Here is a 22597-nt window from a genome sequence, read left to right as displayed (position 1 = left end):
GGACGAAGACCGCGCAGCGGCGGCGATGATGGATTGCGCGATGAACCGGGGCACGGCGGATCCGGTCTTTCTCGGCAAGTATGATCCGCTCATGCGCGAGTGGATGGGCGCGCGGGTGCGACCGGGTGACGAGGAAGCGATCTATGCCCCTCTCGACTGGCTGGGGCTGAACCATTACTCGCCGACCTATGCGCAGGCGCGCGAGAATGCGTTCGGATTTCGAAATGCGAACCCGCCGGAGGGAGCCGAGACAACGCTGATGGGCTGGCATGTGGCGCCGGAGGCGTTCCGCGACATGCTGGTGGAGACATCGAAACGCTATGGTGTGCCGGTCTATGTGACAGAGAACGGGATGGCGGATGATGTCGAGCCGGACGCAGCAGAGCGTGTGGAGGATGCGGCGCGGGTGTCATATCTCAAGCGCTATCTCGGCGCCGTGCTGGAAGCACGCGCGGCCGGGGCGGATGTGCGCGGGTATCTTGTCTGGTCAATGCTCGACAATTTCGAATGGGCGATGGGATACGGACCGCGCTTCGGCATTGTGTATGTGGACTACAAGACGCTGAAACGCACGCCGAAGGCGTCGTATCATCTGCTCGCTGAACTGGCCGGAGCCAAAGCCGCGACATGACCCTGATCCCGAACCAGCGCCACCTTTTCGATATTCCGGACGACGTGGCCTATCTGAATGTCGCGACGATGGGCCCGCTGCCGCTGGCCGCCTCCGAGGCGGGGCAGCGCGGCGTGGCGCGCAAGCTGCGGCCCTGGACCATTCCGGACACAGACTTTTTTGAGGACACGAAGAAACTGCGCCCGCTGCTGGCGCAGCTGATCGGGGCAGACGAGACGGGCATCGCGTTTGTGCCTTCTGTCAGCTACGGCCTCGCGACGGCGGCGCGCAACCTGCCGCTGGCGAAGGGGCAAAAGATCCTGCTGCTGGCCGACCAGTTTCCGTCCAACGTCTATACCTGGCGCGAACAGGCGCGGGCAACCGGCGCGGTGATTGAGACCGTCTCGGTGACGGGGAACGTTTCTCTCTCAGACGCCCTTATAGATGCCATCACGCCGGACATCGGCCTTGTCGCCTGCCCGCACGTGCGCTGGACGGACGGGGCGCGGATCGATCTGGCGGCGGTGGGTGCGCGGTGCCGGGAGGTGGGCGCGGCGCTGGTGCTGGACCTGACGCAGAGTTGCGGCGCGATGGTGTGCGATGTAGCGGCCGTGCGGCCGGATTTCGTAGTGGCGGCGGGCTACAAATGGCTGCTGGGCCCATATGCCACTGGCTTTCTTTATGCCGCGCCGCACCGGCGGGAGGGCACGCCGCTGGAGCAGAACTGGATCACGCGCGAAGGCGCATCGGACTTCTCACGCCTGATCGACTATACCGACGCCTACGCTCCGGGGGCGGAGCGTTATGACATGGGCGAGCGGTCGAACTTTGCGCTGCTGCCGGCGCTGCATGCCTCCGTGCAGCAGATCCTCGACTGGGGCGTGGCCAATATCGAGGCGACACTGGCCCACCAGAACCGGACGCTAGCCATTGCGCTGGAGAAGCGGGGCCTGGCGACCGGGCCTGAAAGCGGCCGCGGGGCGCACTATCTCGGCGCGCTGCTGCCGGAGACGGCGCCGGCGGACCTGACCGCGCGACTGAAGGCGGAGAACATCTATGTTTCCAAGCGCGGCAACCGGCTGCGCATCACGCCGCACCTGTTTACCACGCAAACCGACATCGCGCGCTTCCTTGCGGCGCTGGACCGGCATCTCGGCTGACGGGGATCAGAACAGCCAGCTGGCCGGGTTCTCGGCCGGCTGGTTCGCCGCAAGCGACTGCAGGCCCTTGGCATTGCGCAGGATGTACCAGATGATCGTCGCCAGGATGACCAGAACCCCGACAAGAAAATAAGTCATCACGAGCCCGATGGCGACATAGATCACGCTCTTGGCGAAGATGTGCAGCTGGTTCAGCGCATGGCTTTGCAGCACGGCGTCTCCCTCTCCCCGGTCCATCCAGGCAACGGCAGCGGCAACGAAGTTGAGGCCCGGCACGAGCAGGCCCGCCAGCAGGCCGGCATAAATCAGCCGCGCGCGGCCGGGCGTTCCCTTCCGGAACGAAAAGAGGGTAGCAGGGTTCATCGGGCGCGGGCCTCCAGCGGACGCGCTACCTTGAGGCCATGCGGCCGCCAGTCAAGCAGCCCACAATTGACGCGCCGTTACCCTTGCGGAAGCGCCGTGGCCACGCCACAACAGGCAAAACGCAACTTAGGAAGACCCAATGGCCAACCCCCGTAAAGTTTCATACGCCGATCTCGAATCGCTTGCTGGCCAGGAAGTCGGCGTGTCCGACTGGCACACGATTGACCAGGACCGGGTGAACAAGTTCGCTGACGCGACCGGCGACCATCAGTGGATCCATGTCGACGTGGCCCGCGCCACGAAGGAAATCGGCGGCCCGATTGCCCACGGCTTCCTGACGCTGTCACTGCTGCCGATGCTCGGTGCCGAAGTGCTGCGCGTTGAAGGTACGACCCGCGGCATCAACTATGGCTCGGACAAGGTGCGCTTCACCAACATGGTGCCGGTCGGCTCCAAGGTGCGCCTGCGCCAGAAATGCCTGTCGGTCGAAACCAAGGCCGGCGGCAAGACGATGAAGATGGAAGCTACCGTCGAAATCGAAGGCAAGGACCGCCCGGCCCTCGTCGCTGAGTCGATCACGGTTCTCTACGGCTGATACCGTGCCTATATTGGGGGCGAGCCAAGTATGGAGCGCCCCCCGATGACCAAGACCAAGATCAACCGCACGGATGCCGAGTGGCGCGAAATCCTCGATCCAGAGGCCTACCGCGTCGGCGTCAGGGAGGGTACCGAGCGCGCCTTCACGCCCGGCAATTTCCAGGACGAGAAACGCGCCGGCGTTTATCACTGCAAGGGCTGCGGCACGCCGCTCTGGTCGTCCGAGCACAAATTTGAATCCGGAACCGGCTGGCCGAGCTATTGGCAGCCCATCGACCCGGCCGCCATCGGCACCAAGACCGACTTCAAGATGGTCTATCCCCGCACCGAGTGCCACTGTACCACCTGCGCCCTGCATCAGGGACACGTGTTCCGGGACGGCCCGCCGCCGACTGGCGAACGTTGGTGCATCAACGGCGCGGTGCTGGATTTCCGCCCCGTCGAATAAGCGCTGGACAGGCCCTGCCGGCGTGATCCAGTGTCGCGCTTATCGATAAGCGGAGCCTTCCATGCACCTTGTTGCCCCCCTCGCTGGCCTGTTGGCCGCAGCGACCCTGTTTTCCGGATGCACGATGACCAAAGACACTGCCGAGCCTGCAAGCCTGATCGCCGCGCCTGCGCTGCCCGCGCCGCCGGTCGCTGCCCGGGTCGACCACGAGATCACGCAGCTCAGGCGCACGCGCAATGATCCCTACAGCTGGCTGAAGGACGAGAACTGGCAGGAGGTGATGCGCGAGCCATCGCTGCTCAAGCCGGAAATCCGCGCCTATCTGGAAGCCGAGAATGCCTACACCAAGGCCCGCCTCGAAGACACGACCACCGCGCTGCGCGAGGAACTGTTCAACGAGATGCGTGGCCGCATCAAGGAAGATGACAGCTCTGTGCCGTCGATCCACAGCGGCTGGGCCTATTACACGCGCTTCCGCGAAGGCGGCGAGTACGCGATCTATGCGCGCAAGCCGGCAGAAGATGCGTTCGCGGATGGCGGCGAGGAGACGATCCTTCTCGACGGCGACGCAATGGGCAAGGACCAGGATTACTTCGCTTTCGGCGACCTCGAAGCCTCACCTGATCATGCGACCCTCGCCTACGGAACCGATCTCAAGGGAAGCGAATACTACGAGATCCGTGTAAAGAACATCGCGACCGGCGAAGATACCGGCGTCCTGATCGAGAATGCCTATGGCCCATTCGAATGGAGCGCCACTGGCAGAGCCCTCTTCTGGGTCAAGCGTGATGAAAATGGCCGGCCCAACGCCGTCTACCAGCGCGACCTCGCCAGCGGGACCGACACACTGATCTACGAGGAGCAGGACCCCGGCTTTTTCGTAAATCTCGAGACGAGCGAAAGCGAGGAAGTGATCCTCATTTCCGCAGGCGGCCACACGACGTCTGAAGTTTACTGGTTCCCCGCTGATGAACTGAACCCCACCCTGCGCCTGGTAGCCCCGCGCGTGACCGATCATCAGTATTCGGTCACTCATTGGGACGGCGAATTCTACATCTCCACCAACATTGATGGCGCGGTCGACTTCAAGCTGGTCAAGGCGCCAATGTCGTCAACCTCTTTCGAGAACTGGACGGACGTCATCCCCCATCGTCCGGGTACGTTGCTGCTCGGTTCGGTTTCGCAGAAGGATTATCTCTCGATCATGGAACGCGAAGGCGGCCTGCCGCGCATCGTGATCCACAAGCGGGGCATGACCGATAGCCATTCGATCAGCTTCGATGAAGCGGCCTTCGATCTTGGCCTCGATGGCGGCTATGAGTATGGTGTACCGGTCCTGCGCTTCGATTATGCCTCGCCAACCACGCCGGACCAGGTGATCGACTATAATCTCGAGACGCGCGAGCGCGTGCTGCGAAAGACGCGCGAGATCCCGTCGGGCCACAATCCTGGAAACTACGTCGTCGAGCGGATCATGGCGCCCTCATGGGACGGCGCGCAAGTGCCGGTGACGTTGCTGCGCCACAAGGATACGCCGGAGGACGCTACCGCGCCGGTGCTGCTCTATGGCTATGGCTCGTATGGCATCACCATCCCTGCGGACTTTCGCACGGGCCGCCTCAGCCTCGTCGACCGCGGCTTCATCTATGCCATCGTCAATCCGCGCGGCGAGATGGCCAAGGGTTACCAGTGGTATCTCGATGGCAAGCTCGACAAGAAAACCAACACGTTCAAGGACTATGTCGCCGCTGGCCAGTATCTCGTCGACAAGGGCTATACCTCCAGGGGCAAGCTGATCGGCCAGGGTGGGTCGGCGGGCGGTCTTTTGATGGGCGCTGCGGCGAACATGGACCCGGGCCTGTTCGGCGGCATCATCGGCGCGGTGCCCTTCGTTGATGTGCTCAACACGATGTCCGACGAGAGCCTGCCGCTCACCCCGCCGGAATGGCCGGAATGGGGCAATCCGCTCACGGACGAAAAGGCGTATGACACGATCCTCGCTTATAGCCCCTATGATCAGGTGGCCAAGCTTGATTATCCCCCCATGCTGATCACCGGCGGCGTGACTGATCCGCGCGTCACCTACTGGGAGCCGGCGAAGTGGGCCGCCAAGCTGCGCCACGAAGCGCCGAACGCCGGCCCCTATTTCCTGCGCATCAATCTCGATTCGGGCCACTTCGGCGCCTCGGGCCGGTTTGAAGGCCTGAAGGAAACGGCAACCGAATATGCCTTCGCCCTGGCGGCGGCGGGCAAGATCGACAGCGTGGATCTCTCGACGCCGGAGTAGGGCCGTTGCTCTACTTCCTCGATTGCGAGTTTAACGGCTTCGGCGGCGATCTCATCAGCCTGGCCCTCTCGGGCGAAGCGGGTGAGCTCTACCTCGCCAGGACGGAGGAAGAGCTGAACGCGCTCGACGCGCATGAATGGGTAGCCGAGCATGTGCTGCCCTTCCTGTCGCTTTCCGATGCGCGCCCGGATGTGCTGCCACTCGCCAAGTTCGGGAGGGCGATCCAGGGCTTCCTTGCAACGGATGCGGAGCCGGTGATCGTGGCCGACTGGCCGGAAGACCTGATGCACCTGATGCAATGCCTGATCATCGCGCCCGGCCAGATGGTGCAGATACCGGACCTCTCCCTGCGCCTGATGCATGCCTCGGCCTATCCAACCGAAATCTCCGACGCCGTGCAGCACAACGCCCTGTGGGATGCGCGGGCGCTGCGGCAGGCGGTTTTGGGTTAGGCTTCGCACTCAGACGGCATCATGAGCGCGATTATCCCGGTTGCAGCGGCGAAGGCCTTTGCCTATACAGCGCGTTCGGTCGGAGCGTAGCGCAGCCCGGTAGCGCACTAGTCTGGGGGACTAGGGGTCGGAGGTTCGAATCCTCTCGTTCCGACCAAACAATCCAAAAACTTACATTCAAGCTGCCGGGCGGACGCGGGCGGCGTCGATGCGGGTCTTGATGTCGGCAAGGTCCTGAAGGACATCCTCGAGCCGGGTCTTGCGGTCCGGTGCGGCAAAGGCGCGGGCGACGCTGGCCTGCAATTCACGCGCCGGGCTGATCACCGTTTCGAGGGCAGTGCACGAGAGCGCGGCGGTGCCGGCAAGGACTGCTTCGATGCCCTGCTCTGCCAGCATCGTCTTGGCGCCTTTTAGCGTCATACCGCGCTCGTGCACCAGAATGCGGATGGCACGCAGGGCGTCCATGTCCTGCGGGCGGAACATGCGGCGGCCGTCGTCGCGCTTGATCGGCCGCACATCCCTCGGAAACCGGGTTTCCCAATAGCGCAGCACATGCGTCTCGAGGCCAAGCTCACTGGCTGCTTCACCGATCGACCGGAAGGCAGAAGAAGATTTTTCGATCCGGGACTTGAGTGCGGTCATGCAGGTATCCTGTGGGGGGGTCAGTCGCGGCCGACGAGCGATTTCAGCATCGGGGACGGACGGAAGGTGACGACGCGGCGGGCCGCAATGGGGGCCTCTTCACCGGTCTTGGGGTTGCGCCCTTCGCGGGCAGATTTTGAGCGCACGACGAAGTTACCGAAACGGGCGAGCTTCACTTCTTCCTCGTGTTCGAGGGCGGCGCCGATCAGTTCGAGCGTGCGATCGAGCAGGTCAGCAGACTCCTGGCGGGTCACGCCGACTTCGCGAACGATCGCGTCAGTGACTTCAGCACGGGTAACGGTCTCGCTGCTCATTTGCCCATTCGCCTTTCGAAAAAGCCTAAGCCCGGTATCTTAACGAATTCCTAGCAGTCGCGTTAGTGAAATCTGGAACAGGTGCGATTAGAGGCGGAAAAGGCTCGCGCCCCACGAAAAGCCGCCACCCATAGCTTCAGACAGGATCAGATCGCCGGCCTTGGCGCGGCCGGTGCGCACGGCATGGTCCAGCGCCAGCGGAATCGATGCGGCGGACGTGTTGGCATGCTGGTCGACGGTGATGACGACCTTGTCTTCCGGGATGCTCAGCTTCCTGGCCACGCCGTCCAGGATGCGCTTGTTGGCCTGGTGCGGCACGAACCAGTCGATGTCCGCCGAAGTGAGGCCCGTCTCGTCGAGCACGGCTTCGATGGCCGCGGAGATGTTGGCCACGGCATGTTTGAACACGCGGTTTCCTTCCATGCGGACATGGCCGATCGTGCCGGTGGAGCTGACGCCGCCATCGACATAGAGCAGGTCGGACTTGGTGCCGTCGGTGCGGATATGGTGCGTGATGATGCCCTCATCGGCGGCGAACTCGCCTTCGCGCACCTCAATCACGACTGCGCCGCCGCCGTCGCCGAACAGGACGCAGGTGCCCCGGTCCGACCAGTCGATGATGCGCGTGAACGTCTCCGCGCCGATCACCAAGGCCTTGTTGAACAGGCCCTGCTTGAGCATTGAGTCGGCAGTTGCGAGCGCGAACAGGAAACCCGAGCAGACCGCCTGCACGTCAAACGCCGCACCGCCGGAAATGCCCAGCTTGGCCTGCACGGCGGTCGCTGTGGCGGGGAATGTGCGGTCCGGCGTCGTTGTGGCAAGGACGATCAGGTCGATCTCCGACGCGTCTATGCCGGCTGCGGCCAGCGCGCGCCGGGCGGCGGCGGTCGCAATGTCGGAGGTCAGTTCGCCGTCGGCAGCAACATGGCGCTGGCGGATACCGGTACGCTCCTGGATCCACTCGTCCGAGGTCTCGACCATTCCGGCGAGTTCAGCATTCGAGAGCACCCGCTCGGGCAGGTAGCTTCCGGTTCCGAGAATGAAACTGCGCCGCGCCATGCTCATACGTCCTTTCGACAACCCGCGCGCCGCCCTCAGGCGGCGACCCCGCCGGTTCCAATCTTTGCGAGGTTGGTGGCGATCTCGCCCTGGAAATCACTTGCGGCAAGGTCGGCCGCCATTTCACACGCACGGGCGAACCCGCGCGCATCGGCGCTGCCATGGCTCTTGACGGATATGCCGCCGAGCCCGAGCAGGACGCCGCCATTGACGTTGCTGGGATCCATCAATGATTTCAAACGCTTAAGGCCGTTCATCGCCAGCACAGCGCCCGCTTTGGACATCAGGCTCTCGGTGAACGCCTCGCGCATGTGACTGGCCAGCATCCGGGCAACGCCCTCGCCGGTTTTCAGAGCGACGTTACCGGTGAAGCCGTCGGTGACGACCACATCGACCACGCCTGTGGAAATGTCGTCGCCCTCAACGAAGCCCCGATAGTCCAGATCGAGCCCTGCGGCGCGCAGCCATTCGTGGGCCTCGCGCACTTCCTCATGGCCCTTCATCTCTTCCGAGCCGATATTCAGCAGCGCCACCGTCGGGCGCGCAATGCCCAGCGTGGCGCGCGCAAAGGCCTCGCCCATGATCGCGAAGGTGACGAGCTGCTGGGCGTCTGCCTCGACGTTCGCACCGACATCCAGCACCACCGTGCGCCCGCGCAATGTCGGCCAGACGGCCGTCATCGCGGGGCGGTGCACGCCGTCCATCTTGCGCAGGATCAGCATTGAAATCGCCATCAGCGCGCCCGTATTGCCGGCCGAGACCGAAGCGCCCGCGCGGCCTTCCCGCAGCGCCTCGAGCGCATTCCACATCGACGTGCCCTTGCCGCGCCGGAGCGCCTGGCTGGGCTTCATGTCGCTGGATATCTTTTCGACCACTGCGTGGACAATCTCGGCGCGGGCCTGCAGCACCGGATGGGCGGCGACCAGCGGGGCTAGCTTTGCCTCGTCGCCGTGCAGCAGCGCGCGCATCGCCGGCCGGCTTTCGAGGAAGCTGGCCACGCCTTCGACCACGATGCCGGGGGCATTGTCTCCGCCCATGGCGTCTATCGAAATCGTCAGCGCGGGTTTCATCCGGTCCTGTGCCTGTTTGAGTGGCCAGATTCTTAGTATTTTCGCGTGGTTTAAGCGGCGCCGGGGGTCAAGGCAACGGGCCAGATGCGGCAGGATCAGTGCTGCAAGGTGCCTTGACCGGCACCTGCGGCCATCCAGTCGAACCGGCCATGCAGGATTTCCTCGTCTGGCTGTGCGGCCAGATGCGCCTGCAGGTCCAGCAGGGTCGTCGCCAGCGCGCCCGCATGGCCGGGCGCCACCACGCCATTTCGGCGAAGGACCGCGTCCACCTGCGCGGCCCGCTGCGTCTTGCTGTCGTCTTTGAGGGCAGCAAACAGCGCCTTGCCCAGCCCCGCATGTTCCTGCGCGAGTTTCCTCACCTTGCGGGCAATAGAGGCGTCGCCGACCCCTTTCTCCCGGAACGCGGCGTCGAACCCGTCGAGCACCAGTTCATCCAGCCGCGCCGCCAGGGGCGCAATATCTGGCCCCGCAATACGGCTGAGGCGGTCAATTGCGAGGCTGGTCAGCAGGGTGATCATGCGGGCGCGTCCATCGAACGTGTCGGACACGGCGCTCTCCAGATACCAGGAAGGCTCCAGCGCCTGGCGCAGAAGCCGACGATAGGCCTCGCCCGCCGCTTTCCGGCGCGCCGTGCGGCGCTGGAACCAGTTGCCCGAAAATGCCGTCAAGGATGCACTCCCATGCTTGCCAAGCCCGGTTACCTGCCGCTAGTTCGTTCGTCAAAGCCCTTCTGGAGTAATTCCATGCGTAAAAGTGCCATCCTGGCGGCCAGCCTGCTCGCGCTGCCGCTGACGGCGTGCCTTACGCCCGCACGCGATTTCCACGGCTATATCCCGGACGAGGTCCAGCCCTACGAAATCAAGCCGGGCGAAGACAGCCGGTCTTCGGTGTCGGCGCAGCTCGGTTCGCCCTCGACCGAAGGCCTGTTTGACACCAATACCTGGTTTTACGTCTCGGACGTGCAGGAGCGCTTCGCTTTCTACAAGCCTAAGGTCGCCGACCGGAGCATTACAGCCATCCGCTTCGGCGAAGACGACAAGGTAGACGAAGTACTGCGTTATACCGCCGCCGATGGCCAGGTGATCAGCTATTCTGCTCGCGAGACGGCGACGCGCGGCCGGGAACTCGGCCTCTGGGAACAGATCTTCGGCACGGTCGGCGCGGTCCGCCTGCCGAACACCGACGAGGCGACCCCGGACAACCCGACCGGCCGTCGCTAGCAGGCCGTCTCTGCCTGTTCCCGTGCAAACATGAAAAAGCCCCGGAACCTAAGTTCCGGGGCTTTTGTTTGATCCGTGTGCAGATGTCTAGTGCGCGAGCACGGCGAGCATCAGCAGGGCCACGATGTTGGTGATCTTGATCATAGGGTTCACAGCCGGTCCGGCGGTGTCCTTGTAGGGGTCTCCGACGGTATCACCGGTCACGGCAGCCTTGTGGGCTTCCGAGCCCTTGCCGCCATGGTGACCATCTTCGATGTACTTCTTGGCGTTGTCCCACGCGCCGCCGCCCGAGGTCATCGAGATGGCCACGAACAGACCGGTCACAATCACACCGAGAAGCATGGCGCCGACAGAGGCAAGCGCTGCGCCCGAGCCTGCGATCAGGTAGATCGCGATGAAGAGCACGATCGGCGAGAGCACTGGCAGGAGCGAGGGAACAACCATTTCCTTGATCGCTGCCTGCGTAAGGATGTCCACGGCGCGGCCATAGTCGGGCTTCACTTCGCCCTTCATGATGCCCGGATTTTCGCGGAACTGGCGGCGGACTTCCTCGACCACGGCTTGAGCGGCGCGGCCTACCGCCATCATCGACATACCGCCGAACAGGAACGGAAGAAGGCCGCCGAACAGGAGGCCGACCACGACATAGGGGTTGGCAATCGAGAAGTCGACCGTGACGCCGTAGAAGAACGATCCTTCAACGGCGCGGGCCGAGAAGTATTTCAGGTCCTCCGCATACGCCGCAAATAGCACAAGCGCACCGAGACCGGCAGAACCGATCGCATAGCCCTTCGTGACGGCTTTGGTGGTGTTGCCAACAGCGTCAAGCGCGTCGGTCGTCTTGCGGACTTCCGAAGGCAGTTCAGCCATTTCGGCAATGCCGCCGGCATTGTCCGTAACCGGACCAAAGGCATCGAGGGCGACGATCATGCCAGCAACGCCGAGCATGGTGGTGGTCGCAATCGCGATGCCATAGAGGCCGGCGAGGTTGTAAGTCAGCAGGATACCGCCGATGATTGTCAGAGCCGGAAGCGCGGTGGCTTCGAGCGAGACAGCGAGGCCCTGGATGACGTTCGTGCCATGGCCGGACTCGGAAGCTTTCGCGATCGAGCGGACCGGGCGGTACTTTGTTTCAGTATAATAGGCCGTGATCACGACGATCAGCAGGGTCACGAACAGACCCGCCACGCCGCAAGCAAACAGCTTCCAGCCCGTGATGGCAGCCGCGTCACCGGTCACCGGATCGACGAGGCCGAGGATCGCGCCTGCGCCTTCCATGGTGCCGTTCAGGCCGCCCGGAAGAACGGTTTCGATGGCCAGTGCGAGGCCGCCGACTGACAGAACGCCGGTGACGATGAGCGCCTTGTAGAGCGCGCCCATGACATCGGTGGAGCCCTTCGACAGGGTGGCAAAGAAAGTGCCGATGATCGAGGTGACAATGCAGATTGCACCGATGGCGAGCGGCAGCATCATGATCTCGCCGATATACGACGAGGAGGCGAAGTAGATGCCACCGAGCACCATCGTGGCGACGAGCGTCACAGCGTAGGTCTCGAACAGGTCAGCGGCCATGCCGGCGCAATCACCCACGTTGTCGCCGACGTTGTCAGCGATAGTGGCAGCGTTGCGTGGATCGTCTTCCGGGATGCCGGCTTCAACCTTGCCGACCATGTCGCCGCCGACGTCTGCCCCCTTTGTGAAGATGCCCCCACCGAGACGGGCGAAAATCGAGATCAGCGAAGCGCCGAAACCGAGCGAGATGAGCGCATCGATGATGCTGCGCTTCTGGTCTTCGTCGCCGACGGACAGACCGAACGGGCCGGTGAGCAGGCCATAATAGCCAACGATGCCGATAAGCGCGAGGCCGACCACCAGCATACCAGTGACGGCGCCTGATTTGAACGCCATCTGCAGGCCCTCATTGAGGCCCTTGCGCGAGGCTTCCGTGGTGCGGACGTTGGCACGCACGGAAACGAGCATGCCGATAAAACCGGCAAGGCCCGACAATACGGCGCCGATGATGAAGCCGAGCGCGGCCATCCAGCCGAGCGCGAAGAAGAGGACAACCGCCACACCAGCGCCGACGATGGCGATGGTGCGGTACTGGCGGCTGAGATAGGCGTTGGCGCCTTCCTGGATCGCCTGGGCGATCTCGATCATCCGCGGATTGCCCGCGGGCGCTTTCATGATGGAATTGATCTGCCAGTAGCCATAAGCGACCGACAGGAACCCTGCACCGAGTGCAAGCATGTACCAAGTCATAGGTGAATCCTTCCTGTAACCCCTAATGCCGTTCAGCCCGGCAAATGCGGGGCTGCGGCGCCTTGTATCAACGGTTCTGCCTGCCATCCGCCCCCTTGGGCTGCAACCTGCCTCTCGTCAGGGGCGAGTAGCAGGCATTCCGATTCTGCCATGCTCGAAGGCGACAGTTTCAGGGAGGTTAACAGGGCCTGATTCCGATGTAACAAACAGGCCCGGCTCCGCCTGGATTTGACCGATGCGGGACATCCGGATGCCCTGCTGCGCGGCCTCCAGCAGAAGCTCTTCGCGTGCATCCGGAGGCGCCGTGAAGAGCAGTTGGTAATCATCGCCCCAGGTCCCGAGGTCGATCATTTCGGCAAGATTTGCTGCGCCGCCAGCAAATGGCACTGATTCGAAGTCGATTTCGGCGCCGACGCCGGACGCCTCGGCCAGCGACCGGGCGTCCCCGAGCAGGCCGTCCGACACATCCATCGCTGCCGTCGCATGGCGCGCCAGCAGGCCTGCGGCCGCCAAGGGTGGCAGGTCGGGTGCGTGCAGGACACCGATCCAGGGGCTTGCCTCGCCCGCAGCCCGGGCCAGGAACCCGCGACGCGCGCCGCCGATCTCTCCCGTCACCCAGAGGTCATCTTCCGCTTTTGCGCCGCTCCGGCGGACGGGCTTTGTGCCGAGGCAGCGCCCGGTCATCGTCAGCGACAGGAATAATCCCGCCGGGCTCGAAACGGTATCCCCGCCAATAAGCCCGGCGATCCAGGCGCCGAGCTCTTCCCCAAGCGCCGCTGCAAATGTCGCCAGCTCCGTTTCCGGCCGATCTGCGGGCCAGCCAAGTGTGAGCAGCGCTTCAGAGGGCATGGCCCCGCTGGAAAGGATGTCGGAAACATTCACTCGAACCAGCTTGCGCGCCACCGTGTCGATAGGATCGGTGGCCAGAAAGTGCACGCCTTCCACCATCGCATCGGTCGTGATCACGGTCGGACCAGAAGCGGGGTAAAGTTCGGCTGTGTCGTCGGTCAACCCGGCTGCGCCCTGCGAACAGGCGAGCGGGGCGAAGTATCGCCGGATCCAGTCGCGTTCAGCCATGCCGGCGCACCGCAACCGGGAGGGGCCTAAAGCCCCTCACGGCCAATCGCATAGAACCGGTCACGCCGCTGGCGGCGCAGTTCTGCCGGCGTCAGGCCTTCCAGATCGCGCAAAGCGGCGTCGAGTGCTTTTGCGGCCGAGGCCATAGCACGCTGCGGATCGCGGTGTGCGCCGCCGACGGGTTCCCGGACGACGGCGTCGACGATCCTGTGCTTCAAAAGGTCTGGCCCCGTGATCGCCATCGATTCGGCGGCCTCTTTGGCCTTGGCGGGGTCGCGGTAGAGGATCGAGGCGCAGCCTTCTGGCGAAATCACCGAATAGATCGCGTATTCCATCATCAGCACCCGGTTGGCCGCCGCGATACCGATGGCGCCGCCCGACATGCCCTCGCCGATCACCAGCGTCACGAACGGAACACCGAGCGAGAGGCCGCGCTGCGTGCCGCGTGCGATGGCTTCAGCCTGGCCGCGCTCCTCGCCGCCCTTGCCGGGATAGGCGCCGGCGGTATCCGGGAAGCTGAGAACCGGCATGCCGAACTTCTCGGCAAGATCCATCAGGCGCACGGCCTTCCGGTAGCCTTCCGGGTGCGCCATGCCGAAATTGTGCTTCAGGCGTTTCTCGGTCGTGCGGCCCTTCTCATGGCCCATGATGACCACCGAGCGGCCACGGAAGCGGGCAAGCCCGCCGATGATTGCTTCGTCATTGCCGAAATGGCGGTCGCCGGCGAGTTCCTCGAACTCCTCGAAAATCGAGCCGATGAAATCCGAGAAGTGCGGCCGGTCGGGGTGGCGCGCCACTTGAGTAATCCGCCAGGCGTCGAGATCGGAATAGATCTGCTTCAGCTGCTTGGCGGACTTCGTCTTCAGCTTGGTCAGCTCGTCGGTGATCAACGGGCCGTCCTTGCGCGCGGCGAGGGCTTCAAGCTCGGCGATCTTCAGATCGAGTTCGGCGATCGGTTTTTCGAATTCGAGATAGGTCGGCATGCGCGTTTCCTAGCAATCCGCCGTCGCTTCGCCTAGCCGCTTATGACGGAAGGGATCTGCCCAGCATCACGACAGCCGGCAGCGTCAGCACGCCAAGAAGGACCGGAAATACGAAAAAAATCAAGGGCAATGTGAGTTTAGCTGGCAGGGACATGGCCTTTTCCTCTGCCATGAGGATGCGCCGCTGACGCATATCGGCCGAGAAAACCCGGAGGGTCTGACCGAGAGACGTGCCCATTTCCTCGGCCTGGCGCAGCATCGTGGCGAGCGATCCGGCTTCCTCCAGGCCCAGCCGGCGGGCAAAGGTACCCCAGGCTTTCTTGCGTTCCCGCCCCGCACGCAGCTCCAGCGACAGGGTGCGCATGTGAGCGGCGATGATCGGATGGCGCAGTTCCAGTTCCTCGCCCACGCGCTGCACGGCGGCGTCCAGGCTGAGACCTGCTTCGACGCAGGCGACCAGCAGGTCCATCATGTCCGGAAAGCCGATCGAGGCGGCCTGTTTGCGCTTCTTGATCTCCATGTCGAGATACATGCCCGGCGCCGCGAGACCGATGAGCGCCAGAAGGATGGAAACGCCGACCGGTGCGTAATTCGGCAGGTCCGAAAAGTAGTGTAGCGAAAAGAAAAGCGCGATCTGCGGAATGACAACGCAGACGAAGCGCGCCGCGAAATAGCGCGAGACGGCATTCTTCTGCGGGAAGCCGGCAAGGTTCAGCTTGCCGCGGACAGCGTTGACTTCTTCGCCTTCCATTGGCGCAGCATTGTCGGCGAGACCCATTACCGCGCGGCCAATCGCACTCCCGCCCTGGCGCGCCTGATCAATAGCATTCGGATTGTGGCGCGTCAGGCGGCGGCTGACATCTTCATCGGCCTTGCGATTGCGCAGGAAGGCAATGACGCCCGGAATCGCGGCAAGCATCGCCAGAAAGAATAGCGCGGCGGGCAGCATGGGTCCAGAGAGAACAGAAAGGCTCATCGCGTCCGCATCACATCTTGAAGTTGATCATCTTGTTCATGACGATATTGCCGATGATCATCCACACAAGCAGCCCGGCGAAGCCGTACTGGATCAGCGGATCATTGATCACATTACCGTAGAATTCCGGGCGCAGCATGTGGATGGCGGCCATCACCATGAATGGCGCCGAGGTAAGGATCATTGCCGAGGTGCGACCTTCGGCCGAAGCTGCGCGCACTTTCAGCCGCATGGTCTGGCGTCCACGGATGGTATCTGTGTTGGACTTCAGGAGTTCGGTGAGGTTGCCGCCGGTCTTCTCCTGCAGGCGCACGGTGGCTGCAAATAGTTCCACGTCCGGGTCACCCGCCCGTTCCGCCATGCGCTGAACGGCGTTGGTCAGCGACATGCCATAGGCCACCTCATCCGCCGTCATGCCGAACTCCGTACCGATCGGATCCGGCATTTCGCGTGCCACCAGCGACACAGCAGTCGCCACGGGGTGGCCCGCTTCCAGGCTACGGCAGACGATCTGCAGCGCGTCCGGCAACTGGCGTGCCATCTTCCTGGCGCGCTGGCCGGCGATATGTCTGGTCACTGCCAGCGGCGCCACCAGCAGGAATACGATATAGACAGGCACTGCGACCCAGATCCCGCCCACATATACGAATGCCAGCGCCGCCGGTACGAGCGATCCCGCCGCAGACATCGCCGCCCATTTCACCGGTTCGAACTTAAGGCCCGAGCGCACAATCAGCTTATTCAACCAGCGCAGAGATATAGTGAGGTTGCCGTCCCGGTCGAGACCCCGGCTCTTGCGCAACTCGACCATCGCCTCGTTGTGGGTGGCGTAGCGCTCCTTGAACTGCAGGCGCCGGTTGACGATGCGTTGCGTCCGGGCGTTTGACACCAGTCCAAGTATGGACTGGGTCGCCATGACAATGGCGCCCATCGCCATCACCGCCGGAATGATCAGCGCGGGGTCAGAACCCAGCAGGTCAAAAAAGCCGAACACGCGCGCTCCCGATCAGAACCGGCTGGACGGATCGAACATGCCTGGTGGCATTACGACGCCCTTGCGTTCCATCTCATCGAGGAATTTTGGGCGAAGTCCGGTCGCCGCGAAATATCCCAGAACCTTGCCATTTTCGGCTGTTCCCGTACGCTCGAACTTGAAGATTTCCTGCAGCTGCACGACCGAGCCCTCCATACCGGTGATCTCCGCAATCGACACGACCTTGCGCGAACCGTCAGACAGACGCGTCGCCTGCACAATGAAGTTCACGGCCGAGGCGATCTGCCCGCGGATCGCTTCCTCGGAAATCTTCATCCCACCCATCATCACCATCTGCTCGAGACGCGTCAGCGCGTCACGCGGATTGTTGGCGTGGATGGTCGCCATGGAGCCTTCGTGACCGGTGTTCATGGCCTGCAGCATGTCGAAGGCCTCTTCGGAACGGACCTCGCCGAGGATCACCCGGTCGGGACGCATCCGCAGTGCATTCCTGACGAGTTCGCGCTGGCGGATCTCACCCTTGCCCTCGATGTTCGGTGGACGTGTTTCCATCCGCGCGACGTGCGGCTGCTGAAGTTGCAGCTCTGCCGCGTCCTCAATCGTGATCATGCGTTCATCCGGGTTGATAGCCGCCGAGAGCGCATTCAGCAACGTTGTCTTGCCCGATCCGGTACCGCCCGAGATCACAGTTGAAGCCCGGCACTTCACAGCGCCAAGGATAAAATCTGCCACGGGTTGCGGAATGGCGCCGAAGCTCACGAGTTTGTCCATCGTCAGAGGCGACTTGGAAAATTTCCGGATAGAAACAAGCGGCCCGTCAATTGCAATCGGCATCACGGCCGCGTTGACCCGGCTTCCATCCAGCAGGCGCGCATCGACCAGCGGCTGGCTCTCGTCCACACGCCGGCCGACGGCGGCAACGATGCGCTGGACGATACGCAGAAGGTGGTCATTGTCGGCAAAGCGCACCGGCGCGAGCTGCAATTTCCCGTGCCGCTCGACATAGACCTGGTTGCAGCCGTTGATCAGAATGTCCGCAATTGAATCATCCTTGAGCAGAGGTTCGATCGGGCCGAGCCCGGTCATTTCGTCCATCACGGCATCGGCGAACGACGCTTCCTCGGTAGACGAAAGCGCCATTTCTTCCTTGCGGATGATCTCGCCGATGATGCCGCGGACCCGCCGGCGCATCGTATCATCGTCCAGCTTGTCGAGCGCCGACAGATCGAGCTCGTCGATCAGTTTCGCATGCACACGGAGCTTTGCGTCGAGCAGGTCAAACCCTGCCGACTCCGGCTTGGCATGTATGGTGGACGACGAGCCTGCCACCGGCGGCGCGGCGACAACCGGTTCATTCGTCTTGACGGTAGGCGAGAATCCGAAACGGCTCATGCGCGCGCCTTCTTTGTTGATTTGGTGGTCTGGGAATTCTCGATCATGCCGTCTGGCGTAAAATTGCGGACCATTGCGTCCACATCCATCACCAGCGCGCTTTTTGGCTTCACACTGGCAATCGGTTTGCCGAGATTGACAGCCGTCCGCGCAGCGTCCCAGTCTGTGGTTACCGTAACGTCAATCTTGCGCTCGATGGCCTTCTCGACCTGGTCGACCGGAAAGCCCGCCTGGAACTGCTTCTTCTGAAGCATCCGGTTCAGCACGAGCCGCGCCTTGCTGGTCTTGCCGCGCAGCAAATCCACATCGCGGCACATATCGGCTGCGGCGTGCAGGCTTGGTACTGTCATCTGACTGACGATGACCGCCTGATCCACCGCCGCCATGACCGACTTGGTCCAAGGCATCATGTGACGCGGCATGTCGAGGATCACATAGGGAAAGGCGGCGCAGGTTACGTCCAGGAGGCGCAACACGGCCGCCTCGCTAGCGAGCACATCCGCGTCAGGATTTCGCGGCGCGGCTATAATCGAGACACCGTCTTCATGCTGCCAGCACCAGGCCGCCAGCAAGCGCGCGTCCAGACGCTCCGGCGCCGCCGAAAGCGCCGACAGGTCCAGCTTCGGAATGGCTTCAAGGAAGGACGCCGTCATGCCGTCTGCGAAATTGAGGTCCACGAGGCAGACCTTTCCCGGGCCGACAAGACGCGCCAGCGAAAAGGCGCTCTCGATAGACAGCGTCGAGACGCCCGCCCCGCCCGCTGCACCCCGGAACGCCCAGCACACCGCATTCGCCGGCCCGTCCTTGGTCTCCACGCGCGTCTCTAACAGGCGCGCCCCGGTTTCCATCACATCCGCCGCATCCGCCGAAACAGCGAGCACATCCCAGGCTTCAAGTTTCATAAGCGCGCGGACCATATTCGCCGGCAACTGGTCCGATACCACAATCACCGCGGTCGATGGCCGCTCGACGGCGAGCAGCAGCAACAGCTGCTCCCAGCCATCCATACCCTGCTCGATCAGGATCAGGCCGCCGCCGTGGCGCGTCACGATATCGGGCGCCTCGAGTTGCGCCAGATCCTGCAAATCGGCGCAAACAGCTTTCAGCGCGTTCATCCGGCCAGCACTGGCAAGAACGGCAATCGAGGAAACGCTGCGCCCGGGGGTAGCCGGCGGCGGCGCAGACTGAAGTTGGGCGGCGGACTGCATTATTCTGTGCCTCCGGTGCCATTGCCGGCGAGTTCTTTGGTCTGGCCTTCATTGAGCGCCTTAATGGCGGCCACGGCGCGTACGCCGGATGTCGATTCTACCTTGCGCGAGTTCGGCAGGCTCACGTCACGGCCAGACTGGGCCGCGATATTTTCCTGGTTGGCCGCCCCGAGCACGAACCGGTCCTGTGCATCAACAGACGCGCAACCGCTCAGAAGTCCGAAGGTCACCAGCAAGACGAAGTGTTTCAAGTTTTTCATAATGATCAATTCCCTGATGACTGAGAGGCGAAACCCGCGGTCTTGCCAAGCAGGAACAGCTCGCTCTCCGAAGGTTCGGCAAAGGCATCCAGCGGCGAGGCAATCTGGTCCGGGTGCGCCACCGGCTGGACCAGACGCGGCGTGACGATGATGACCAGCTCGCTCTCGTTGCGCTGGAAGCGTTTGGACGAGAACAGCGAGCCGAGGACCGGCACATTGCCGAGCCATGGCGTCTGGCGCACATCATTTGAGTAACTGTTCTGCAACAGTCCAGCTACGGCAAACGCCTGCCCGTCATGCAGCTCCACGGTTGTATCCGCGCGGCGCACGGATATGCCTGGGATCTCGATGCTCGATGTGCGGATACCATTAGCCCGGTCGATGGAGGAGACCTCCGGACGTACACGGAGGTTTACAAGTCCGTCACCCAGAACCGTTGGCGTGAAGTCGAGGCTGACACCGAATTTTTTGAATTCGATCGTGATCTCGTTGTCCTTGCTGGCCACCGGGATCGGAAACTCGCCGCCCGCCAGGAAGCTCGCCGTATCGCCTGACAGCGCCACAAGGTTCGGCTCCGCCAGTGTGCGGATCATTCCCTTTTCTTCCAGCGCGCGAATACGCACGTCAATATTCTCGCCGCCGACATTCGTAAACAAAGCCATGGTTTTCTCGGCAAGGCCGGACACCGTACTGCTGTCTGTAGACGTCGCGAAGTTATTGGAATCAATCGTGTTGCCGAAACCGATCTCTCGGACCGCGCTGCGGCTCGCCTCAAGGAAGCGCACTTCCAGCATCACCTGCTGGCTCTGACCCACGGACAATCCATTCGCCACGCCGCCTGGAACATACCGCTCGGCCACCTGCAGCGCCATTTCGGCTGCCGCAGCGGTCGTCACCCGTCCATCGAGGAACACGCCGTCATGCACCGGGTAAACGTCAATCGGTTCGCCAGGCAGCAGGCGTTTCAGGTCAGCCCGCAGCTCCTCGAGGCCAAGTTTGACCTCGACTTCGATCAACTCGGCAATCGCACCAGAGGCATTGTAGACCAGCACCGTCGTCGTGCCCGGCTTCTTGCCCCGCAAGAAGAAAGACCGGTCGGACGTCGCCATTGCTTCCGCAATTTCCGGGTCCGCCACCACAATCGTCGCAAATGCCCCATCCGCCTCGACGACGGCAGATTGCCCCCGCCGCACTTCAAGGCGTTCGGCCCCGTCTGCCGCAGAGCGCTGCGTCCAGGCCGAAACAGGAAGCGCCACATAGAGGCAACCATGGCCATTGCAGAAATGGTCCGGGCAAGGCGCATCAACGGTTTTCCTCAGGTTTCGTTTCGGCCCGCGAGATGGGCGCTGACACTTCGACATCGCTGTCGCCATTGATCACGCGCACGGTGGTGTTCGCCGGCGCACGGCGCACGCCTGATGGCTGCGCCATGCGTTTCAGGGCTGCAGGCTTATCGGGCGTGATCGCGGCGACCATCACCTGTTCATCGCGGCTGATCAAAGCGAGGCCCAGCGACGCACGCTGGCTCGCTGCGCCCAGCAGCAGCGCGTCCTCCGGCGTAACTTCCAACGTCACGGTCTGCGAAGGCACTGCGCCTTCCATGTTCGGATCGAACGACTGGCCCACCGCCAGCACTTGCACATGACGCAGCACTGGCCGCGCCAGAATGTTTGCCGAAATGCGCGAACCTTCGGGCCGCCCACCGGCATCTTCCAGATCCATGAACTCGTTAACGTCCACCCGGTTGCCCGGCAGAACGAAGCCGGAAACGCCGGTATCATTGCGCACCATGATGGATACCGCCCGCATGCCTGGCGTGATCCCGGCAGCAAGCGTGAGGGCAGAACCCGTTGTGTCGATCTTCGCCAGCAGCAGCGGTTCGCCCGCCACCATAAGGCCGCGTGAATACGCCTTCGGCCCGAGTTGGCTGACATTCTTAAGCGCGCCTTCAGGCACGGACCGCTCCGGCCATTCCACTTCCTTGACGGATTGCGGATCGATGATCGCGCCCGGCTCGACGGTTGACGTCATCACCAGCACTTTTGTCATTGCAATGGCGGGCGCAATGGCGGGCGCGGCATTTGCGTTCGAATCAGGCGTCTCGCCGGATATGAACGCGCTCCCGAAGAAGAGGGCGCCGGCGCCTAGTGCGACCGAGACGCCGAGACTGATCAGCGGTGCAGCTTTCATTTTGGATGCCCTCATACCGACAGCGTTCATCTGTGTTCGCCGTTAAGGCTTAACAAAAGGGTGATAAAGCGGGTTGAAAGAAGGCAGGCAAATCTCGTCCGGGCAAAGAACATGCCGTTAACCAATCAAAAAAGGCCGGCTTTCGATATGGTTTAAATTGTGTTTACAGTTCGCCTGCCCTGCCGGTGCTGCCACGGTTTTGGCGATCAAGCATGGACGAAGAGGTGGGGTCCCCAGCCCTCAGCAACGCTGGCATCAGACGACCACCGTAAACAGCGCCCGTATCAGTATTAAGCCTTCGCCCACCCTCGGCGCTTTGCGGGAGCCTGTGCCGCGTCGGAGTATGACCATGGATCACCCGCTGACGCTCCAGCGCCGGCGTCGTCCGGCATCGTGGATGCCATGAGCTCCCGCCTGCGCGTCCACAAGTGCACCTTTTCCCCGCAACCCGGAAGCCGGTCAGGATCAATACCTGTATGCACGAATACCAGTCCTGCAGCCTTAGCTTCATGCAGCGAGGGGAGTGCACGCAGCCAATCCAGATGACACTCCAGCTGGCCCTTCGTCCGGCCATCATGGCTCTCCAGTGTCTCCTCTCCGCCGGAACCGGTCCCAGGCCGCCAGTTGCCGAATGACTTACTCAGAGCAAATTTTCGACTTAGATGCACAACCAATCGAGACCCGGGCCAGCTTGTCGAAATTAACCCTGTCGCGGGCTACCTGGCCGAACTTGTTCGTGCCGCAGGCGAGCAGCGAGCCAGCGAGCAATTCGCGCCTTTCGCATCGCAGGTAATCACGTAGCGATTTGTCCGGAACTGAAATTTCCAATACCGTTCAGGAAACTGACCGAAACCGCTAAAGCGCCTGAATTGCCCGCTCGAAAGACCAGTAGGTCCCAGCAATCCCGACAGCATACGCGACCGCGTATCGCAAAATCGAAAGCTGGCCAGACTTTACCCGGTTGACGATCCAGCCCATCATCAGCAATGCGCCGATCACGGCGATCTGTCCAAGTTCGACGCCAAGATTGAAC

At 62.8% G+C, this 22597-nt stretch carries 23 protein-coding genes and 1 tRNA gene; 8 read left to right on the top strand and 16 right to left on the bottom strand.

The genetic code is table 11. From position 1 onward, the window contains the following. Positions 1-631, top strand: a 631-nt coding sequence (locus tag WEA77_RS08440) for a family 1 glycosylhydrolase (RefSeq protein ID WP_368067428.1), incomplete at its 5' end; no start/stop codon positions are given. After that, on the top strand, positions 628-1770 hold the full coding sequence (locus WEA77_RS08435) for an aminotransferase class V-fold PLP-dependent enzyme (protein ID WP_368067427.1): 1143 nt from the start codon (positions 628-630) through the stop codon (positions 1768-1770). The genes WEA77_RS08440 and WEA77_RS08435, both read left to right, overlap by 4 nt. A 6-nt stretch (positions 1771-1776) precedes the next feature. Here WEA77_RS08435 and WEA77_RS08430 read toward each other — a convergent pair whose 3' ends face one another. Further along, entirely contained in the window at positions 1777-2133 is a 357-nt protein-coding gene (locus WEA77_RS08430; RefSeq protein ID WP_368067426.1) for a DUF4870 domain-containing protein, read from the bottom strand. 139 nt (positions 2134-2272) lie between these two features. Here WEA77_RS08430 and WEA77_RS08425 point away from each other — a divergent pair, with 139 nt between their 5' ends. From WEA77_RS08425 to WEA77_RS08405, 5 genes are all read left to right on the top strand, one after another. Beyond that, a complete protein-coding gene (locus WEA77_RS08425; RefSeq protein ID WP_368067425.1) occupies positions 2273-2728 on the top strand; it encodes a MaoC family dehydratase in 456 nt (151 codons plus the stop codon). A 45-nt stretch (positions 2729-2773) separates the two neighbouring features. After that, positions 2774-3178 carry a peptide-methionine (R)-S-oxide reductase MsrB gene (msrB, locus tag WEA77_RS08420; protein ID WP_368067424.1) on the top strand — a complete coding sequence of 135 codons (405 nt, stop codon included), beginning with the start codon at positions 2774-2776 and terminating at the stop codon, positions 3176-3178. 124 nt (positions 3179-3302) lie between these two features. After that, positions 3303-5465 carry a S9 family peptidase gene (locus tag WEA77_RS08415; protein ID WP_368067423.1) on the top strand — a complete coding sequence of 721 codons (2163 nt, stop codon included), beginning with the start codon at positions 3303-3305 and terminating at the stop codon, positions 5463-5465. Between the two features lie 5 nt (positions 5466-5470). Continuing rightward, the gene (locus tag WEA77_RS08410; RefSeq protein WP_368067422.1) at positions 5471-5917 is read left to right on the top strand and encodes a hypothetical protein; all 447 of its coding nucleotides are present in this window, start codon (positions 5471-5473) and stop codon (positions 5915-5917) included. A gap of 80 nt (positions 5918-5997) precedes the next feature. Next, positions 5998-6074 (top strand) — tRNA-Pro (locus tag WEA77_RS08405). A gap of 20 nt (positions 6075-6094) precedes the next feature. On the opposite strand, the gene WEA77_RS08400 is transcribed toward WEA77_RS08405, so the two are convergent. The 5 genes from WEA77_RS08400 to WEA77_RS08380 all read right to left on the bottom strand — a co-directional run bounded on the left by WEA77_RS08400 (position 6095) and on the right by WEA77_RS08380 (position 9670). Next, the gene (locus tag WEA77_RS08400) at positions 6095-6559 is read right to left on the bottom strand and encodes a MerR family transcriptional regulator (protein WP_368067421.1); all 465 of its coding nucleotides are present in this window, start codon (positions 6557-6559) and stop codon (positions 6095-6097) included. Between the two features lie 20 nt (positions 6560-6579). After that, the gene (locus WEA77_RS08395; protein ID WP_368067420.1) at positions 6580-6873 is read right to left on the bottom strand and encodes an integration host factor subunit alpha; all 294 of its coding nucleotides are present in this window, start codon (positions 6871-6873) and stop codon (positions 6580-6582) included. A gap of 87 nt (positions 6874-6960) precedes the next feature. Next, the gene (locus WEA77_RS08390) at positions 6961-7932 is read right to left on the bottom strand and encodes a beta-ketoacyl-ACP synthase III (protein WP_368067419.1); all 972 of its coding nucleotides are present in this window, start codon (positions 7930-7932) and stop codon (positions 6961-6963) included. Between the two features lie 35 nt (positions 7933-7967). Beyond that, positions 7968-9002 (bottom strand): phosphate acyltransferase PlsX, encoded by a 1035-nt coding sequence (gene plsX / locus WEA77_RS08385; protein ID WP_368067418.1) that lies wholly within the window; start codon positions 9000-9002, stop codon positions 7968-7970. Between the two features lie 95 nt (positions 9003-9097). Then, positions 9098-9670 carry a ubiquinol-cytochrome C chaperone family protein gene (locus WEA77_RS08380; RefSeq protein WP_368067417.1) on the bottom strand — a complete coding sequence of 191 codons (573 nt, stop codon included), beginning with the start codon at positions 9668-9670 and terminating at the stop codon, positions 9098-9100. A 12-nt stretch (positions 9671-9682) separates the two neighbouring features. On the opposite strand from WEA77_RS08380, the gene WEA77_RS08375 reads away from it, so the two are divergent. Further along, positions 9683-10222: an outer membrane protein assembly factor BamE gene (locus tag WEA77_RS08375; RefSeq protein WP_368067416.1), complete on the top strand. Its 540-nt coding sequence runs from the start codon at positions 9683-9685 to the stop codon at positions 10220-10222. Between the two features lie 87 nt (positions 10223-10309). Here WEA77_RS08375 and WEA77_RS08370 read toward each other — a convergent pair whose 3' ends face one another. The 10 genes from WEA77_RS08370 to cpaB form a co-directional block, all read right to left on the bottom strand. Continuing rightward, positions 10310-12484 (bottom strand): sodium-translocating pyrophosphatase, encoded by a 2175-nt coding sequence (locus WEA77_RS08370; protein ID WP_368067415.1) that lies wholly within the window; start codon positions 12482-12484, stop codon positions 10310-10312. Positions 12485-12601: 117 nt separating this feature from the next. Next, a complete protein-coding gene (thiL, locus tag WEA77_RS08365; protein ID WP_368067414.1) occupies positions 12602-13561 on the bottom strand; it encodes a thiamine-phosphate kinase in 960 nt (319 codons plus the stop codon). Positions 13562-13587: 26 nt separating this feature from the next. Beyond that, positions 13588-14544 carry an acetyl-CoA carboxylase carboxyltransferase subunit alpha gene (locus WEA77_RS08360; RefSeq protein ID WP_368067413.1) on the bottom strand — a complete coding sequence of 319 codons (957 nt, stop codon included), beginning with the start codon at positions 14542-14544 and terminating at the stop codon, positions 13588-13590. Between the two features lie 40 nt (positions 14545-14584). Then, entirely contained in the window at positions 14585-15520 is a 936-nt protein-coding gene (locus tag WEA77_RS08355) for a type II secretion system F family protein (RefSeq protein ID WP_368067412.1), read from the bottom strand. A 10-nt stretch (positions 15521-15530) separates the two neighbouring features. Next, positions 15531-16514 (bottom strand): type II secretion system F family protein, encoded by a 984-nt coding sequence (locus tag WEA77_RS08350; protein WP_368067411.1) that lies wholly within the window; start codon positions 16512-16514, stop codon positions 15531-15533. A 12-nt stretch (positions 16515-16526) separates the two neighbouring features. Next, a complete protein-coding gene (locus tag WEA77_RS08345; RefSeq protein WP_368067410.1) occupies positions 16527-17906 on the bottom strand; it encodes a CpaF family protein in 1380 nt (459 codons plus the stop codon). Then, a complete protein-coding gene (locus tag WEA77_RS08340; RefSeq protein WP_368067409.1) occupies positions 17903-19114 on the bottom strand; it encodes a CpaE family protein in 1212 nt (403 codons plus the stop codon). Before WEA77_RS08340 ends, WEA77_RS08345 begins: the two co-directional genes overlap by 4 nt. Next, positions 19114-19374, bottom strand: coding sequence for a hypothetical protein (locus WEA77_RS08335; protein ID WP_368067408.1), 261 nt, complete (start codon positions 19372-19374; stop codon positions 19114-19116). The genes WEA77_RS08340 and WEA77_RS08335 overlap by 1 nt, the downstream gene beginning before the upstream one ends. Positions 19375-19379: 5 nt before the next feature. Beyond that, a complete protein-coding gene (locus WEA77_RS08330; protein WP_368067407.1) occupies positions 19380-20630 on the bottom strand; it encodes a type II and III secretion system protein family protein in 1251 nt (416 codons plus the stop codon). A 46-nt stretch (positions 20631-20676) separates the two neighbouring features. Beyond that, complete coding sequence (gene cpaB / locus WEA77_RS08325; RefSeq protein ID WP_368067406.1) at positions 20677-21564, bottom strand: Flp pilus assembly protein CpaB; 888 nt, start codon at positions 21562-21564, stop codon at positions 20677-20679. Between the last annotated feature and the right edge of the window lie 1033 nt (positions 21565-22597).

The organism is Hyphomonas sp. (assembly GCF_040882205.1).
Lineage (GTDB): Bacteria > Pseudomonadota > Alphaproteobacteria > Caulobacterales > Hyphomonadaceae > Hyphomonas.
The sequence above is the reverse complement of the archived record's forward strand: the minus strand, read 5'-3'. Positions and strand labels throughout refer to the sequence as shown.